This is a genomic window from Ornithinimicrobium pulveris, from assembly GCF_050261105.1.
GTDB lineage: Bacteria > Actinomycetota > Actinomycetes > Actinomycetales > Dermatophilaceae > Ornithinicoccus.
Map to the genome: position 1 here is coordinate 1,698,769 of NZ_CP189837.1, position 16,642 is coordinate 1,715,410.

General features: G+C 68.8%; 17 protein-coding genes and 1 pseudogene. 8 read left to right on the forward strand and 10 right to left on the reverse strand.

The window, feature by feature from the left end; translation table 11 throughout:
- Nucleotides 1-18: 18 nt before the first annotated feature.
- The 5 genes from ACQBAT_RS07880 (at nucleotide 19) to ACQBAT_RS07900 (ending at nucleotide 4,339) form a co-directional block, all read left to right on the forward strand.
- A complete protein-coding gene (locus ACQBAT_RS07880) occupies nucleotides 19-486 on the forward strand; it encodes an OsmC family protein (protein ID WP_420748303.1) in 468 nt (155 codons plus the stop codon).
- Between the two features lie 12 nt (nucleotides 487-498).
- Nucleotides 499-1,803, forward strand: coding sequence for an APC family permease (locus ACQBAT_RS07885; protein WP_420748302.1), 1,305 nt, complete (start codon nucleotides 499-501; stop codon nucleotides 1,801-1,803).
- Between the two features lie 42 nt (nucleotides 1,804-1,845).
- Entirely contained in the window at nucleotides 1,846-2,823 is a 978-nt protein-coding gene (locus ACQBAT_RS07890; protein ID WP_420748301.1) for a GNAT family N-acetyltransferase, read from the forward strand.
- 91 nt (nucleotides 2,824-2,914) lie between these two features.
- A complete protein-coding gene (locus ACQBAT_RS07895; RefSeq protein ID WP_420748300.1) occupies nucleotides 2,915-3,709 on the forward strand; it encodes an alpha/beta fold hydrolase in 795 nt (264 codons plus the stop codon).
- A 9-nt stretch (nucleotides 3,710-3,718) separates the two neighbouring features.
- On the forward strand, nucleotides 3,719-4,339 hold the full coding sequence (locus ACQBAT_RS07900; protein WP_420748299.1) for an L-threonylcarbamoyladenylate synthase: 621 nt from the start codon (nucleotides 3,719-3,721) through the stop codon (nucleotides 4,337-4,339).
- A gap of 4 nt (nucleotides 4,340-4,343) precedes the next feature.
- Here ACQBAT_RS07900 and ACQBAT_RS07905 read toward each other — a convergent pair whose 3' ends face one another.
- Nucleotides 4,344-4,709, reverse strand: coding sequence for a hypothetical protein (locus tag ACQBAT_RS07905; protein ID WP_420748298.1), 366 nt, complete (start codon nucleotides 4,707-4,709; stop codon nucleotides 4,344-4,346).
- 141 nt (nucleotides 4,710-4,850) lie between these two features.
- On the opposite strand from ACQBAT_RS07905, the gene tpx reads away from it, so the two are divergent.
- A complete protein-coding gene (gene tpx, locus ACQBAT_RS07910) occupies nucleotides 4,851-5,354 on the forward strand; it encodes a thiol peroxidase (protein WP_420748297.1) in 504 nt (167 codons plus the stop codon).
- Between the two features lie 12 nt (nucleotides 5,355-5,366).
- Here tpx and ACQBAT_RS07915 read toward each other — a convergent pair whose 3' ends face one another.
- The 6 genes from ACQBAT_RS07915 to ACQBAT_RS07940 form a co-directional block, all read right to left on the reverse strand.
- On the reverse strand, nucleotides 5,367-6,572 hold the full coding sequence (locus tag ACQBAT_RS07915) for a methyltransferase domain-containing protein (protein WP_420748296.1): 1,206 nt from the start codon (nucleotides 6,570-6,572) through the stop codon (nucleotides 5,367-5,369).
- Between the two features lie 16 nt (nucleotides 6,573-6,588).
- Nucleotides 6,589-7,113, reverse strand: a complete 525-nt coding sequence (locus ACQBAT_RS07920) for a DoxX family protein (protein WP_420748295.1) — start codon at nucleotides 7,111-7,113, stop codon at nucleotides 6,589-6,591.
- A 93-nt stretch (nucleotides 7,114-7,206) separates the two neighbouring features.
- Nucleotides 7,207-7,599, reverse strand: coding sequence for an HIT family protein (locus ACQBAT_RS07925; protein ID WP_420748294.1), 393 nt, complete (start codon nucleotides 7,597-7,599; stop codon nucleotides 7,207-7,209).
- A 3-nt stretch (nucleotides 7,600-7,602) separates the two neighbouring features.
- The gene (locus ACQBAT_RS07930) at nucleotides 7,603-7,968 is read right to left on the reverse strand and encodes a DUF4342 domain-containing protein (protein WP_420748293.1); all 366 of its coding nucleotides are present in this window, start codon (nucleotides 7,966-7,968) and stop codon (nucleotides 7,603-7,605) included.
- 51 nt (nucleotides 7,969-8,019) lie between these two features.
- Nucleotides 8,020-9,633 carry an SPFH domain-containing protein gene (locus ACQBAT_RS07935; RefSeq protein WP_420748292.1) on the reverse strand — a complete coding sequence of 538 codons (1,614 nt, stop codon included), beginning with the start codon at nucleotides 9,631-9,633 and terminating at the stop codon, nucleotides 8,020-8,022.
- A gap of 13 nt (nucleotides 9,634-9,646) precedes the next feature.
- Nucleotides 9,647-10,192, reverse strand: coding sequence for an NfeD family protein (locus tag ACQBAT_RS07940; protein ID WP_420748291.1), 546 nt, complete (start codon nucleotides 10,190-10,192; stop codon nucleotides 9,647-9,649).
- A 509-nt stretch (nucleotides 10,193-10,701) separates the two neighbouring features.
- Here ACQBAT_RS07940 and ACQBAT_RS07945 point away from each other — a divergent pair.
- Nucleotides 10,702-11,469: a TnsA-like heteromeric transposase endonuclease subunit gene (locus ACQBAT_RS07945; RefSeq protein ID WP_420748290.1), complete on the forward strand. Its 768-nt coding sequence runs from the start codon at nucleotides 10,702-10,704 to the stop codon at nucleotides 11,467-11,469.
- Nucleotides 11,470-11,471: 2 nt separating this feature from the next.
- A complete protein-coding gene (locus ACQBAT_RS07950) occupies nucleotides 11,472-13,349 on the forward strand; it encodes a Mu transposase C-terminal domain-containing protein (protein ID WP_420748385.1) in 1,878 nt (625 codons plus the stop codon).
- Here ACQBAT_RS07950 and ACQBAT_RS07955 read toward each other — a convergent pair.
- The 3 genes and pseudogenes from ACQBAT_RS07955 to ACQBAT_RS07965 all read right to left on the reverse strand — a co-directional run.
- Nucleotides 13,350-13,565, reverse strand: a pseudogene (locus tag ACQBAT_RS07955) (integrase core domain-containing protein); the annotation flags it as partial.
- Nucleotides 13,566-13,621: 56 nt separating this feature from the next.
- Nucleotides 13,622-15,562, reverse strand: coding sequence for a tyrosine-type recombinase/integrase (locus ACQBAT_RS07960; protein ID WP_420748289.1), 1,941 nt, complete (start codon nucleotides 15,560-15,562; stop codon nucleotides 13,622-13,624).
- Nucleotides 15,525-16,622: a tyrosine-type recombinase/integrase gene (locus tag ACQBAT_RS07965; RefSeq protein WP_420748288.1), complete on the reverse strand. Its 1,098-nt coding sequence runs from the start codon at nucleotides 16,620-16,622 to the stop codon at nucleotides 15,525-15,527. The genes ACQBAT_RS07960 and ACQBAT_RS07965 overlap by 38 nt, the downstream gene beginning before the upstream one ends.
- Nucleotides 16,623-16,642 lie beyond the last annotated feature (20 nt).

A 16,642-nucleotide genomic window follows, 5' to 3' on the forward strand; every position in this document is an offset into this window, starting at 1 on the left:
GCTGGCAGACTACGGGGCATGGCTTCTGACGCGCTGCGTTCTGTGTCCCTGACCCGCACCGGACCGACCGCCTTCGAGGCGAGGAATGCGCGTGGTGGCACGCTGCAGATGGCTTCCGGTGAGACCGACGACTTCACCCCGGTCGAGCTGCTCCTGGCCGGCATCGCCGGCTGCTCCGGCATCGACGTCGACCTGCTGACCTCCCGCCTGGCCGAGCCGACCACCTTCACGGTGAGCGCCTCTGGTGACAAGGTCCGCGACGAGGACGGCAACCACATGGGCCCGATCACGGTCCGTTTCGAGGTGACCTTCCCCGACGGCAGCGACGGTGACCGGGCCCGCGACCGGTTGCCCGACGCGGTAGCCAAGTCGCGCGACCGGCTCTGCACGGTCTCGCGCACCGTGCAGCTTCCGACCGAGGTGACCTACGAGATCGGGGACGCGCAGAACGCCGACTCGCACGTCCACGTCCACGACGACGACTGACTCCCACGCGAGATGAATCAGGGGGCGCTGCGGCGCACGCTGGGCCTGCGTGATGCCGTCACCATCGGGCTAGGCTCGATGGTCGGTGCGGGCGTCTTCGCCGTCTGGGCCCCCGCCGCCGGAGCGGCCGGTGGGTGGGTGCTGCTCGCCCTCGCGATCGCGGCCGTCGTGGCGATCTGCAATGCGCTGTCCTCGGCGGCGCTCGCCGCGCGCTATCCCTCGGCCGGCGGCACCTATGTCTTCGGCAAGGAGCGCCTCGGCGAGCTGTGGGGCTATCTGGCCGGCTGGTGCTTCATCATCGGCAAGACCGCCAGCTGCGCGGCGATGGCGATGACGGTCGGCACCTACCTCGCCCCCGGTTATGAACGCCTCGCTGCTGTCGTCGCCGTGATCGCGGTGACCGCGCTCAACCTGGCGGGCGTCAAGCGCTCGGTCGCGGCCTCCCAGGTGATCGTCTCCGTGGTCGCCTGCGCCCTGCTCGGCGTCCTGGTCGCCGCGCTCTGGCCCCGCCCCGACGGTATGGCGTGGCACGCCTCCGAGGTCGTCGGCACCCAGGTGGGGTCGGAGTTCTCGACGGTCCTGGGGCTGGACCTGCCGGTGCTGGCCGTCCTCCAGGCGGCTGGGCTGCTCTTCTTCGCCTTCGCCGGCTATGCCCGGATCGCGACCCTGGGTGAGGAGGTGAGTGACCCGGAGCGGGTCATCCCGCGCGCCGTGGTGATGGCGCTCTCGGCGGTGCTGGTGATCTATCTGCTCGTCGGTCTCACGGTGCTCGGCGTGCTGGGACCCGATGGCGCGGCGGCGTCCTCGGCACCGGTGGCCGAGACGGCAGCGGTGGTCTGGGGGAGCGGCTGGGCCTGGGTGATCCGGGTGGTCGCCGGCCTCGCCGCGCTGGGGGCACTGCTCAACCTGGTGCTAGGGATCTCGCGCACCACGATCGCGATGGCGCGCGACGGCCACCTGCCCAGGATCCTCGCCACGGTCGCTGGGCCGGAGTCGGTGCCGCGGATCGCCGAGTTGAGCGTGGGGGTGGTGGTGCTGGTCGTGGTGCTGACCGCCGATCTGCGGGGCGCCATCGGCTTCTCCAGCTTCGGGGTGCTGCTCTACTACGCCGTCGCCAACGCCTCGGCGCTGACCTTGCGTGGCGACTGGTCGTGGGCGAGCTCGGTGCCCGTGGTCGGGCTCATCGGCTGTCTCGTGCTCGTCCTGGCGCTGCCGACCGGGTCGGTGATCGGCGGCGCGGTGGTCGTGGGGCTGGGCGCGGTCGCCTACCTGGTGCGGGCGCGCACCCGGACCACCACGGGCGCTGCCGGCGGATAATCGGTTGCGGGGCTGTGGGGGGAGTCGTGAACAATGATCGGCATGAGTTCCCACCCCTCTGACCTGCAGTGGCGACGTCTGTCCGCCGACTCCGTCCCGGACTGGACAGCACTGCTGAACCATCTCGCCGTGGCCGACGGCACCGAGGAGTTCGTCAACGAGCCGGACCTGCTGGAGAGCCTGAGCGCGCCCCACCACGACCCGGAGCTGGACACCTGGGGCGTCTGGGACGGTGCGCAGATGGTGGCGTGGGGCGCCACCATCGTGCCGTTGGCACCGGATCACGAAGGGCAGGCGCGTGGCTACGTCAACGCCGGGGTGCACGCGGACCACCGAGGACGCGGGATCGGCACCGAGATCACCAGTCGCCTGGAGGCCCGGGCGCAGGAGTTGATGGCGCAGCGACTGCCTGACACGGCCGGCTACCTGTCAGCCGGGGGCGGCCTGGACGGCTCGGACTCGCGGAAGTTCCTGACCGAGCGTGGGTATGCCGTGGTCCGCTACTTCAACCTCCTCGCCCGGCCCCTGAGCAAGGAGCAAGTGATCGAGGTGCCTGAGATCCAGGGAGTGGAGCTGGTCACTCCGGGACCGGAGCACGAGATGGACGTGCATGCCGCCCACGTCGCGGCCTTCCGGGACCACTGGGGCTCGGGACCCACGAGCCCGGAGAACTGGCACCAGAACTGGCACGCCTCGAGCGCTCGCCCGGCCACCTCCACCCTCGCGATCGCCCGGGGCGGAGAGCACGACGGGCAGGTGCTGGCCTACGTGCTGACCGGGCAGTGGGTCGACCGTGAGAGCTACATCAACCTCGTGGGGACGGTGCCGCACGCGCGCGGTCGCGGGCTCGCTGCCGCCGCCCTGGCCAGGACGATCGAGCTGGCGACCCAGGCGGGGGAGTACGACGTCATCGAGCTGGACGTCGACTCCGAGAGCCCCACGGGCGCGACCCGTCTCTACGAGCGGCTCGGCTTCACCCTCAAGCACCGCTCCGCAGCCATGCGCCGTCCGTTGCCGTGAGCTGCGCGGGACCTCGCCGCCGAGCCCAGGACGCGGGACCGGGTGAGCGTGGTGGTGGGGTGCGGCATACGGGCGACGTAGGGTCGTGCGGGTGAGCTCCCTGCACAGCACCCTGGTCGGCGACGACACCCAGGCCCCGGTGGTGGTCTTCTGCCACGGGTTGTTCGGCCGCGGGAAGAACTTCTCGGGGATCGCCAAGGCGCTGCAACCGCGCTTCCGCAGCCTGCTGGTCGACATGCCCGACCATGGCGAGTCCGCGTGGACCGACCGGATCGACTACGCCCACATGGCCGACCTGCTCGCCGAGCACCTCCGCGAGGGCGTGGCCGCCGACGGACCGGTCGACGTCGTCGGCCACTCGATGGGCGGCAAGGTCGCGATGATGCTGGCCCTGCAAGCGCCGGAGCTGGTCAAGAAGCTGGTGGTGGTGGACATCAGCCCGACCGGGTCGGATGAGGTGGGGGAGTTCAAGCACCTCCTGGGCTCACTGAAGAAGATCGATCTGGACGCGCTGGACAGCCTTGGCGATGCGGACCGCGCCCTGGCCAAGGACGTGGAGAAGCCCTCACTGCGGGGCTTCCTCCTGCAGAACCTCAGGCGCGACCGGGAGACCAAGACCTTCGCCTGGCAACCCAACCTGGACCTTCTGCTCGAGGACCTTTCCACCATCACCGCCGACATCCCGCACGCTGACCGCACCTTCGACGGGCCGGTGCTGTGGGTCGCCGGGGCAAAGTCCGCCTACGTGACCAAGGAGCAGGAGCCGGCCATGCGCGAACTCTTCCCGCGCGTGCGGCAGATCACCGTCAAGGACGCCGGCCACTGGGTGCACTCGGAGCGACCGGAGGTCTTCGTCTCGATCCTGGAGCACTTCCTGGCCGACTAGAGTGCGGGGATGGCGCGCTTCCTCGACATCCACCCGGTCGACCCCCAGGCCCGGCTGATCAGCCAGGTGGTCGACACCCTGCGCGACGGTGGGCTGGCAGCCTTCCCAACTGACGCCTGCTACACCCTCGGGGCACGGCTGGGGGACCCGGACGCCAAGCAGCGGATCATCGACATCCGACAACTCGACGACAAGCACCACTTCACCCTGATGTGCGCGGACTTCGCCCAGCTCGGGCAGTTCGTGCAGCTGGACAACGCCGTCTTCCGGGCGGTCAAGGCGGCCACTCCCGGGTCGTACACCTTCATCCTGGCGGCCACCCCGGAGGTGCCCAAGCGGCTCCTGCACCCCAAGAAGCGCACGGTGGGCGTCCGGATGCCCGATGACCCGATCTGTCGGGCCCTGCTGGCTGAGATGGGGGAGCCGCTCCTGACCAGCACGTTGCTCCTGCCGGGGGAGGAGGAGCCGTTGTCCTTCGGCTGGGAGGTCAAGGAAGCCCTCGATCACGTCGTCGACGTCGTCATCGACGGGGACCAGACCGGATGTGAGCCGACGACGGTCGTGGATCTGTCCGATGGTTATGCCGAGGTCGTGCGGGTGGGCGCGGGCGACCCCACGCCTTTCAGCTAAAAGATCAGCTCAGCGTCGCGGTCGTCCAGTCGAGCTCGGCCGGCTCACCGGTCAGCTGGCCAGCCGTCTGCTCGGCGATCACGGTCTGGATGTGCTCGCGACGCTCCGCGGTGGGGGCGACCACCAGGAAGTTCAGACCTTCCTCGCCCTCGGCTTCGCCGTCGGCGCCCTGGCCCTGCACGATGCGGATCCGCACCGAGCCGCCCTCGCGGAAGGGGATGGTATAGCCGTCCTGCTCACGCAGCGAACCGCGGTGCAGCTGCGCCTCCTCCATGATCTTCTCGAGGCGCTCCTGCGGCCGGTCGACGCTCAGGAAGGCCTGGCTGCGCTCCTGCTGGGCATCGGGCACGGCGTCAAAGGTGTTCGGCATCGGGAGACCAACTTCCTCGTTCGTCGATGGGGCCGGATCGGCTGGGCCCATCATCGCATCCGCCGACCGTCCGGCACCGGGGTGGGGGTGCGACCCGGCCCGGTGCTGCCGTGGCGTCAAGGTGATGGTAGACAGGTGCTCATGGCCACCATCACCTTCAAGGGAAACCCGCTCCAGACGGTCGGCGAACTGCCCACCGTCGACTCGACCGCACCTGCCTTCACCCTGGTCGGCACCGACATGGCTGAGGTCGCGAGCAGTGACGACGGCCTCAGCGGCAAGCGCTTGGTCCTCAACATCTTCCCGAGCCTGGACACCGGCACCTGCGCGGCGTCGGTCCGCACGTTCAACAAGCTCGCGGCCGGTCTGGACAACACCCGCGTGCTCTGTATCTCCCAGGACCTGCCTTTCGCGCAGGCCCGCTTCTGCGGCGCTGAGGGCATCGACAACGTCACCGCTGCCTCCGCCTTCCGCAGCACCTTCGGTGAGGACTTCGGCGTCAAGATCGCCGACGGTCGGATGGCCGGTCTGCTGGCGCGCGCCGTCGTGGTGCTGGACGAGGACGGCAAGGTCGTCTACACCCAGCTCGTCGACGAGGTCACCGAGGAGCCCGACTACGACTCCGCGGTCGCCGCGCTCGGCTGACCCGACTGCTGCTCAGACCTGCCGCAGGTCCACCATCACCTCGTGGTGGTGGACCTGCGGAAACATGTCGAACAGCCGCGCCGCCACCACCCGGTAGGACGGCATCTGCGCCAGGTCTCGGGCGAGGGTGCTGGCATTGCAGCTGGAATAGATCACCCGCTCCACCTCGGATGCCTCGAGCGTTGCGGCCAGCGGCCCGATCCCGCGGCGCGGAGGGTTCACCACCACCAGATCCCAACCCCGTTCGCCGATGGTGCCCGAGCCTCGGGTCAACCCAGGTCCCAGGTATGCCGCGGCATCCCCGATCTCGAAACTCACCTGCTCTGGCCGGTCGGGTGCCCCAGTGCTGAGCAGTTCTGCAGCCGAGGTCCGCGCGCTGGTCACCGCTTCCGGCGACACCTCGACCCCGAAGACCTCACGGCCGGGCGCAGCGAGATGGAGCGCGAAGCCGCCCACACCGCAGTAGAGGTCAAGGACCTTCGCCGGTGAGAGGTCGCCGCAGGCCGTTGCAGGATCGTGGTTGAGGTCCACCGCCCACTCCCGCGCCTGGGAGTACAACGCGGCGGCCACCGCCGTGCTGGTCTGGAAGAAGCTGCGCGTGCGCAGGTGCAGCGTGATGTCGTTGACCCGCATGGGCAGCGTGTCGGCCTCGGTCAGCACCTCCTCCTGCTCCCCCTCAAGCACCGCCTTGTGCTCGGGCTGCAGGTTCACACTCACCACCCGCGTGCCGGGAAGAGCGGCATGCAGGGTCGGAATCAGTTCCTCGACGCGACGCTGCTGCCCGGGGGAGCGGAGCACGAACCGGATCATCAGTTCGCCGTCGGGGGAGTGGGTGACGAGCAGGTGCTTGAGCTCCCCCTGCCGGGTGGGAACGTCATACGGGGTCAGGCCGGAGCCGGAGATCAGCTCGGCCAGGATCGGGACCGCCTCGGCCAGGCCGGGTTCGTAGAGACCGCAGTGTCGCAGGTCGACGCCGCGTCCCTGCTCGTCGAGGATACCCAGGGTCGGCGCACCCTTGCGACCTGCCACGACCAGCTTCGCCCGATTGCGGAAGCGGGACTCGGTGTTGGGGAACGAATCCAGCCACACAGACTCGGCTACCTGGCCCGCCAGCACCTCGCGCAGGTGCGTGCCCTTGTCAGCCAGCTGCACGGCATACGGGACCCCCATGAGCGTGCACGAGCGGCACACGCCGGCATCGAAGTAGTCGCACTGCACCCCGTGAGCCTACGGCTCAGAAGCCCGAGGAGCGCATGCCGTCCAGGCTCCACCGTCCGGCGCCGGTGAAGACCAACGGCAGGAAGAGCACGATGTAGAGCAGGGCGTTCTCACCGGTGAGCACGCCCTGCCCATCCAGCGGCTCATAGGACGGGCTGGCAAAGATGACGAGCATGAAGATCGAGGCCATCATCGCGGTCGCGAGAAAGGCTGCCGGCCGCGTGAACAGGCCGGCGGCGATCAGGATCGGCAGCGCGATCATGCCGAGCATCACCATCCAGGCGAAGAACTCCGGCGCCTGACCGCCGACCAGGTTGTTGCCCACCAGTCGGATGAAGCGAGGCATGTCCGAGGCGTGCAGCAGACCCCACGGAAGGAGCAGAAGCGTCCCGAGTCGGAGCAGCAGCAGGCCGAAATCCAGGCTGCGGGGATGCAGCTCGGGACGGTAGGACCGGGCGTCCTCGTCCCAGTCGTCGTAGACGTCGCGCGAGTAGTTGGTCTCGCGGGGGCGGCTGACGTCGTCGTAGTCGGTGCCGGGCATCGCGCCTCCTTCATCAGGCGTGCCGCCCACGATAGGCGTCGCCGGGGACTTCGCCCCGGCGACGCTCCGTGGAGCACGTGCTCCGGGCGCGGGTCAGGCCAGCGCTGCCCGCAGCTGCTCGGCAACGGTGGCCAGCTCCTCGGTGTCGGTCTGCTCCCGGTCCGTGAGGTCGAAGTCCTTGGCGTCCTTCGTCGGGAAGACGTGGAGGTGCGCGTGCGGGACCTCGAAGCCCTGGATGATCAACCCGGTCCGCTCACCACCGAAGGCCGACAGTTGCGCGCGACCGATGGTGGCGGCCACCTCAAAGAGGTGGTCACGGGTCGGGCCGTCGACGTCGATCCAGTGGTCGACCTCCTCGCGGGGGAAGAGGACGACGTGCCCGCGGGTGAGCGGCATGATATCCAGGATCGCCGCACAGACCTCGTCCTGGTGGACGACCTGCCCGGGGATCTGACCGTCGAGGATCTTGGTGAACAGGCTCGCCATGGCTCAGGGCTGGCGGGGGAGCGGGGGCGGGTCGCCGTTCTCGTCCAGATCCAGGCTGCCGCCGGTGGCGGTGCTGCCCGGGACGTCATCCTCGGGAGCCGGCTCGCGCCGCTCCACCTCGAGCTTGACGTTGGCGACCGCGCCCCCGATGGCCGCGACAGCAGCCAGCATCGGAGCGGCGACCACGGCGAGGGCTCCGCCTGCCACGCCCCAGGAGAGGGGGAAGGCCAGCATCTCCTCGTCCTTGTCGTTCTTGATGATCACGCGCTTGGCGTCGGCGTCCTTGGCCAGGTCCTTGACCCTGCCGAGCAGGTCGGAGCCAGCCACCTCCATCCGCTCGGTCCACGTGCGTCCGGTGGGCTCGGTCATCGTTGCTCCTCCTGGTGGTGCGGTGGGACATGTCCCCGTATGCCGTTCACGCTAGCTGTTCTGGCCGGTCCCGTCCTGGGCACCTCTCGCGCGACCGGTGGCCTCGGGGGTGTCGGTCGATGAAGTGACCGGCGACTCCTCGTCTCCTCCGCCGATGACGCCAGACCCCCGGTCCGTGCCGCCTGCGACGCCGGAGCTCTTGAAGGCGTCGACCACGTCGACACCGGTGGTCTGCTTCACCATCGCCAGGCCTTGGGCGAACATCTGGCCGGCCATGTTGACGGCGTCGGTCGGCGACCCGCCGAAGACGGTGTAGGAGCCGATGCCGCGGATGGCGTCGGCGTTGGCCTGGATGATCTCGGGCAGGCGCTGCACGACCTCGTAGGCCAGCGACTGCTCGCCGTAGCGACCGAGCGCGTCGGCCTTGGCGGTGGTGGCGTCGGCCTCTGCCTGCCCCACCTGACGGGCGACCTCGGCGTCGGCCAGACCGCGGGCGCGGGTGGCGTCGGCCTCGGCCTCGGCGGTCAGTCGCGCAGCGTTGGCGCGAGCCTCAGCCTGCGTCTTGGTGGTGTAGGCCTCTGCCTCGGCGGACAGGCGAGCGGCAGCAGCGTCGGCCTCGGCCTTGCGGGTCCGGGTGTAGAGCTCGGCGTCGGCGTTGTGCTGGGCCGCCTGCATCTCACCCTCGGCGCGCTTGGCTGCGGCGTAGGCGGCAGCGTCGGCGGGCTTCTTCTCCGAGATGTCCAGCTGCTCCTGGGTGGCCAGCGCCTGGGCGGCCAGTGCCTCCTGCTTGCGCTGTTCGACGAGCACCTCCTGCTCCTGGCGGGAGATGTGGCCGGCCGCCTCGGCGATCGCAGCCTCGCGATCGGTCTCGGACTTCCACTGCGACTGCTTGAGGGACAGATCACGCCGGCGCTCGGCGATGGCGGTGTCGGCGGCGATCTGGGCGAACTCGGCCTCGCGGGAGGCGTTGGCCCGCGCGATGGCGGCGACCTGCTGGGCCTCGGCGAGCTCCGCGGCGGCGAGGTCCTCGGCATACGTCCCGGGGGCCTCGGCCGAGCGGATGTTGAGGATGTCGACCACGATGCCCTGGTCGGACAACTCGGCCTTGAGGTTGCGCAGCACGTTCTCCTGGAAGGCGACCCGGTCGCCGTTGATCTCGCGGTAGGTCATCGAGGCCACGATCGAGCGCAGCGAGCCCTCCACCGCCTGCTGCACCGACTGGTCGATCTCCTGGTCGGTCTTGGACCGGAAGCGCTGGGCGGCGAAGAGCACCGCGTGCGGGTCGTCGGAGAACTTGTAGGACAGCGTGCCGGAGACCTTGACGTTGACGAAGTTGCGGTCGGGGCCGGAGACGTCGAGGTCGACCTGGCGCTGCTTGAGCGAGAGCAGGAAGTAGTCCTGGATGACCGGGACGATGAAGACGCGGCCGTTGGTGTGGATGGTGAAGCGCGAGGAGTCGGACAGCGACTCTCGGTGCGTGCCGAGCTCGCTGTCGGCGATCTCGGTGGTCGCCTCGGGCTGCTTGCCGCCGCCCATCCCGACGACGATCAGGGCCTCGTCGGGAGCGACTGTCTTCAGCCGGGAAGCGAGGAACATCAGCAGGGCCAGGACCACCAGGATGGCGGCCACGACCCCGACGAGGGTGAGGATCTGGGCTGGTGTCATGAGCGGTCTTTCTCTAGTGGCCCGAGCCGGGCAGAGCCGGTGGAGTGGGGGGGTCGAAGGGATCGCCGTCGGCGGGTAGGACGACCACCTTGGCTCCGTCCATCGCGACGATGCGGACCTTGGTGTCGGCGCTGATCCGGGGGCCAGCGCTGCGTGCCAGACGGACGCCGCCGTCCGGGGCGTCCAGCCGGACCTCCCCGTGGGTCCCGTCGGTCTCGTGGGTGGTCACCCCGGTGTCGCCGACGAGGTAGGAGCGGGTGACGCCCCTGCGCGAGGAGCGCTTGGCGGCACGGATGGCGCGGGCGACGGCATACCAGACAAGAACGGCGAGCACGACGGCGAGCACGACGGTCAGCAGGGGAGTGGCGCCCAATCCGCTCGCGATAAACCCGACCGCCCCGAAGATGGTGGCTGCCGAGCCGACCGCGACCAGGGACAGCACGCCCTCGGCCGCCGTGTCGACGAGGCCGGTGACCTCTTCGAGACCGTCGAAGATCATCGACGCCAGAAGGAGAAACGCACCGATGCCGCCGACAATGATGTAGACCATCGAGTCCATCGGCGGCTCCATATCTAGCGTGAGACCAAGACTTCCCGCACGAGTCTGTGGTCGGGTGGCGAACTGCTGGTACGACTCTAGATGAGTGATTCCCGGTGCTCAGTGGGCGGATGCCGCAGGAAGCGCGGCACGGCAGCAGCCCATTGGCCCGACCCCGGTGACGCTTTGGCGGCTGCGACCAGCTGACGGCGAGCGTTGTCCCGCGACCCGCCGGTCACGGACACCACCTCATTCAGCATCGTTACGAGAGGGCTGGAGTGAGACAGACAAGGCAAGAAGAAGGGAGTGCGGGCTGCACATCCGTTCCTTCACTTGACATAATGTGACTTATCGGCGCTGAAACGGGACGAGTACAACTAGATGAAAGGACTCGTGTCCGTTCTCAATCATCATGGCCAAAATCGCGGTCATCATGGCAATCTCCGGATTCCTTCTTACGCCTCACTCATCATGGCCATAGGGTCCTGGCCCTCAAGCTGACGAGGTCCAGGAAGGAACGCAACCCCACGATGGCCGGATCTTCCTTCCCGACGAACCTGACGTCGCAGACGCGGATCCTGTACAAGGTCTCGTCAACGTCCAAGCCCCGCTGGGTCAACAAGCTGGCCGACGAGAACCTCGTGGACGTGCGCTTCGAGGATGCGCTGCCTGCCCGTGAGTACCCGGCGTGGAAGGGAAAGCGTCACTTCGAGGGTGCCTGGTGGACGACCACCAACCGTGCCAGCGTCGGCTTCGAGTCCTTCCTCGAACGGTCCTGGGTCGTCGCGGCAGACTTCGATCCGGCCGTGACCAAGGTCGCGGCGCAACCTTTCGCGCTCCTGTGGCCCCACGGAACACCAGGTCAACGTGATCATGTGCCTGACTACTTCGCCCGCTTGAGCGACGGGCGCGGCCGAGTCGTCGACGTCCGCCACGCGGGACGCGTCAGCGACCGTAGCCAGGCACAGTTCGACCTGACCAGGGCCGCCTGCGACGAGGTCGGCTGGCAGTACGAGGTCTGGACTGGGCTGCCCGAGCCGAGGTCATCAAACCTTCGATGGCTTGCCGGCTACCGAATGGACAGGTTCGAGCCCTCCCCCGATGTTCGCGCTGCCCTGGAGACTGCCTTTGAGCATGGACTTCCGTTGCAGGTCGGTGTGCGTCGTGCCGTTGAGGCGACGGGAGCGTCCAAGGAAGTGGTCCTGGCCGGCGTGTACCACCTGTTGTGGCACAAGGTGCTCTCGGTGGACCTTGACTCCCCCGTTTCGTTCGACAGCAAGGTGGTGTCGTCGTCGTGAAGATGGTGCAGGTTGACGAGACGTTCGAGCTGGCCGGGCAGCCCTGGAGGGCTGTCCACCAGGACGGGACGGTCATCGTGTTCCAGCACCTGCTGGACAGGCGGGTCCGGAAGCTTCCCGTGGCTGAGCTGCTGGCTGACCCGACGTACGTGCCGCATCGCCGCTCCCCCACTCCCGTCCTGGATGACGTCGCGATCCTCAACGGCCTCCCTGTCGAGGATGCGAGGCGGGCGCTGTGGCTGCGTCACCATGTTCATGAACTGCTGTACGGCGTCCCACCAGTGGCACCCGACGCGGACGAGACAGCCAAGCCTTCGCGATCACGGCAGGTCACCCCGTCAGACGACGGTGATCCTGTCCCGAACGTCCGGTACGGCGCAGACGTTCCGATGGGCGAGAAGGTCGACGCGAAGGTTGCCGAGCTGGAGGCTGCCGGAACGCCTGTGAGTGAACGGCAGTTGCGTCGGCACATGGCTGCGTACCAGAGGCTCGGGACCGCTGGGCTGGTCGACCAGCGCAAGCTGAGGACCAAGACCGCGACGGGCCGAGTTGATGCACGCATCGTTGAGCTCCTCAAGGAAGCGATGCAAGAGCAGACCCTCAAGTCGACCCGGTCGCGTCGGACGCTGATCACGCGTGTTCTCGTGAAAGTAGGCGACCTGAACGCAGCCGGAGAGAACATTCCCGTGCCGTCGTGGGCCACGTTGTACAGGACGTTGTCCGGGCTGGAAGGCAACCGGCACACGTTCGGGGAGGCGACCACCAGGCGCACCCAGGGGAACAAACCGGACCGTGCCTACGGATACCAGGCCGTCGCCCGGCCAGGAGAGCTCGTGGAGATCGACTCAACCCCGTTGGATGCCATGGTGATCTTCCCCGACGGGACCATAGGCCGACCCGACGTCACGATCGCGATCGACGTGGCCACCCGCACCCTGTGCGCGAACATGCTCCTTGCGGGGGCCACAAAGTCAGCAGATGCTGCGTCCATCCTGCTGGCCCGCACGATGACCCCGATGTGGATGCAACCCGGCTGGAAGGAAACGCTTGCCTACGCCCGGTCGATCCTGCCGGTAGGGGCCATACTCGGTGACGCTGAACTGCGCGAACTTCTCGCGGCCCGGCCAGTCATCACACCAGAGGCGATCACGATCGACCGCGGGAAGGTGTTCGTCGGCACCACCTTCCTTGAAGCGTGCGAACGGTTGCAGATCTCCGTGACGAAGGCCGCGCCCCGCACCCCGACAGACAAACCGCACGTGGAGCGGGCGTTCTCCGCGATCAACTCCTCCTTCACCGAATCGCTCGACGGTTACCTGGGGATGCGTGTCGCACACCGTGGCGATGACCCCTCCCCCGAGGGCCTTCTCACCCTCGCTGAAGTGCAAGCGCTGTTGGACCAGTGGGTCGTGCAGGTGTGGCAGAACCGCCCGCACGACGGGTTGCGCCACCCGGCCATTCCACGGGAGAAGCTCACCCCGAACGAGATGTACGCCGCCGCCGCGGCCGTCGCCCCCACCATGAACGTCGTCCTCACACCCGACGACTACGTCGAGCTCCTGCCCAAAGACACCAGGCGACCGAACGAGTACGGAATCAACTTCGAAGGACTCGTCTACGACTCCCCCGGCCTGCGCCAGCTCTACCGGGACAATGCCCACCTGCTCGGACCAGACGCCAAGCTCGAACTGCGGTACGAACCGTACCGGTTGAACAACGTCTGGGTGAAGGACGTGACGAACAGCACCTGGGTCCAGGTCGACTGGAGGTACGCCAAGCACGTGCACGCGCCCTTCTCACGCGACATGCTCAAGGTCGTGAAAAAGCTCACCAAGGACAGGAGCAGGGCCTTACCCCCGGATCTTGGACACGAGGTGTGATTACGCGGCGGTCGCCAGCGTAGCGGCCCGGCGGGCCTCGTAGGTGGACGGGGACAGGTAGCCGCACCAGTTGTGACGGCGGCGGGTGTTGTAGCGCACAAGCCACTTGAAGACCTGCCGGCGGCAGGTCAGCTCGTCGCCCCAGCAGGCGGCGTCTTGGAGGACCTCGCGCTTCATCGTGGCGTTGAACGACTCCGCAAGCGCGTTGTCGGCCGATTATCCGGCTAATCAGGGCCTTGGTGATGGTGTAGGAGCACGTGTTGTGCTGTTGGTCACGCGGGGGTTCGGCGTGTCGCTGCCTGCTCGATGTGGGTGTTGAGGCGACTGATCAGCCGTAGGTGTCGTTCGGTCTCGGCGTCCCAGCCTCGGTCGGTGGCGTCCTGAGCGAGGACAGCGGCGTCGTCGCGCTGGGCGGTCAGGACGGGGATGTGCTCGATGGTGGTCCGGTAAGCGGGGCAGTGCTCGCACAGGTTGGCGTAGGCGCAGGGCCCTTGCGCAGGGGCACGCAGGCAGTAGCCTCCGGCAAGGGCGGTCTTGATGGTCGGCGTGGTGCGCCAGTCGTCGCCGCCGTTCTGCTCGTCGGTGCCGCGGTCGGGGGTGGGTAGGGGGCCGAGGCGTGACTTGGCCAGATTCAGGGCGCGTTCGTACTCGGCGCGGACGGTGCTGTCGAAGAGGCGGGCGTAGCGCAGGCTCATCTCGGCGCTGACGTGGCCGAGGATGACCATGAGGGCTTGCAGGGAGACGCCAGCGTTGACCAGGGCGGTGGCGTAGGTGTGCCGCAGCTGGTGAGGGGTGATGTGTCCGAGCCCGGCGGCGCCGGCGGCCCGGTCGAGCTCGGCGCGCAGCCGGTTCTGGCTGAGCCGGTGGCCGTGGGTGGTGAACAGGAAGTCCGCGGGGCGTCCGGTGCGCGGGTGCGGGATCGGTCGGCCGGGACTGCGGGTGGTGCTGATCCGATCGATCAGGGTGAGGGTCTCGGTGTCGATCGGGACCATCCGCTCGGTGTCCAGCTTGCCCAGTGGCACCTTGAGCCAGGAGCCGGCGCCGGGGACGTCGATGACGGCGTCAAGCTCGAGGTCAAGCAGCTCGCCGATGCGCAAACCGCAGGCGCGTTGCAGCAGCAGCGCGTCGGCGGCCAGCCGGTGGGGTGAGTCGGTCAGGGCCTGGGTCAGGGCCTGGTCGGCCGCGGGCGGGAGGAACCGGGGCAGGGGTTGGGGCAGGCGCGGGTTGTCCGAGGCGTAGAGCAGCTTGCGCGGTGGTGCTTCGGGCCAGTCCCACTCGGTGATGTCGGAGCAGAAATTGGCCACCGCCAGGATCCGACGGGCCTGCTCGGGCACGGACAGCAGGCCGCCGGACCTGGTGTTCTCCGCTCGGGTGAGCGCGACCAGCCACGGTTCGATGTGCCTGACCCGGTCCAGACCCGCGGGGGTGAGGTCCGCCTCGAGGGTGGTGACGAAGGTGGCGAAGTGGGCCAGGCGGGTCGCCAGGGAGGACACGGTGGTCATCTTGCAGGTCACCGACTTGCGGTCCAGGTAGCGCACCAGGATCGAGTGCATCGGCTCGGGCACGCCGCCCAGGCGTCGGGCGAACGGCCAACGCTGCTCCCACGGCTCAGGTGGGGCGGGAAGGACGCCGTGGTGGAACAGCACGGTCCGGGTCGCAGTGGCGCAGGCACGGTAGTGCTTCCACGTGCGTCCGGTGGCCTCCTGCCGTGCCTGGCCGGCGGCGGCGAGGGCGTCGAAGTCGTCGTGGGTGACCTGGCACAGGCGTTTGCCGGTGGCGAACAGCACCCGGGCCATCACTTGGGAGGCCATGGCCGAGGCGACCCGCTCGGAGTAGCCGACGGCTCGGGCGGCTGTGATGAAATCCTGTACGTCCTCGCCGATCACGGTGCCGGGCAGGTCGCGCCACAGCGAGGAGAACTTGCGGTGCACCAGGTACTCCCACGAGGGCCGCAGCCGCCCGGTGACGAGCAGGAACGTCAGGAACGGGCGGGTGGCCGTGCTCGCGGACAGCTGCACGCCCAGCGGCTCGGCCGCCCAGTCCTGCACGTACGGCCAGCGTCGCAGGAAGCACTTCGCCGCGCTCGTGAATGCACTGTTCCCGCGGCCGGTGCGGTCCTGGTGGGCGTGGTAGGCGGCCAGCACCTCCCGCGCTGGTTCAGCACCGTCGTGCTGGTCAGCTGGACGTGTCGCGTTGCCGGGTGCGTGCAGCATCGTAGGAAGCCTTCACGTGGGTCGGGGCGAGGTGGATGTACCGGGCGGTGGTGTCGACGTGGGCGTGCCCGAGCAGGGACTGCATGACGGCCAGGTCGACCCCGGCCTCGGCCAGCGCGGTACCGAACGTGTGCCGCAGCGCGTGCGGTGCGCCGGCGCCGACCCCGCTGCGGGCACGGTGGTAGCGGAAGATCGTGCGCAGCCCGGCCGGGGTCAGCGGTTGACCGCGGGTAGGGCCCTTGGCCACCACGAACAACGACGGGCTGGGCGTGTCCGGGCGCTCGGTGAGCAGGTAGGCGTTGATCGCCGCGGCGAGGTCCCCGTCCAGAGGGACCCGGCGGTCCTTGCCGCCCTTGCCGTGCACCAGCAGCCACCGGCCGCCGATGTCGACGTCGCTCACGGCCAGGGCGAGCACCTCGCACGAGCGCAGTCCGCAGTACAGCATCAGCCCGGCGATCGCCAGGTCCCGTCGACTGCGCAGGCTGGCCAGCAGCGCCCTGGTCTCTGTCGGGGTCAAGGCCCGAGGAAGTCGTCGCGGGGTCCGCAACCGCAGCCGGGACCGGGGCGCGGGCCGGCGCTTGGTGTGGGCCAGCAGGCCGGAGCGTTCTCCCTGCGCAAACCAAATCGAGGGCCGTCCTTTGGGCACCGGGGAGGTCCTGCTGGGGTCCCGCATCGCCAGGTACTCATACATCCCCGCGATGGCCGCGAGGCGCAGGTTCACCGAGGCCGGGGCGAGGCGGTCGGTGCGGCGCCCGGCCAGGTCGACCACGTTCGGTCCACCCCGCCCGGTCACGACCTGCTGCCGACACGCGGACAAGAACGACAGCAGGTCATCAGTACTCACCGCCTCGACGTCCCTGCCGGTGCCATAGGCCCATCGGCAGAACGCCAGCAGCCCGAAGCCGTACGTGCGGACGGTACGAGGCGAGTAGTTCCGGTCAGCCAGGTACCCCAGGTCGGCGTTGGGAACGACGACGAGCCCGGGCCGGGCAGGACAGGCCAGCTCCCAGCGCTGACCGACCTGGCGAAGACTGACCGCAGCACCGGCATCGGTGTCCATGCATCATCCCTACGCCTGCC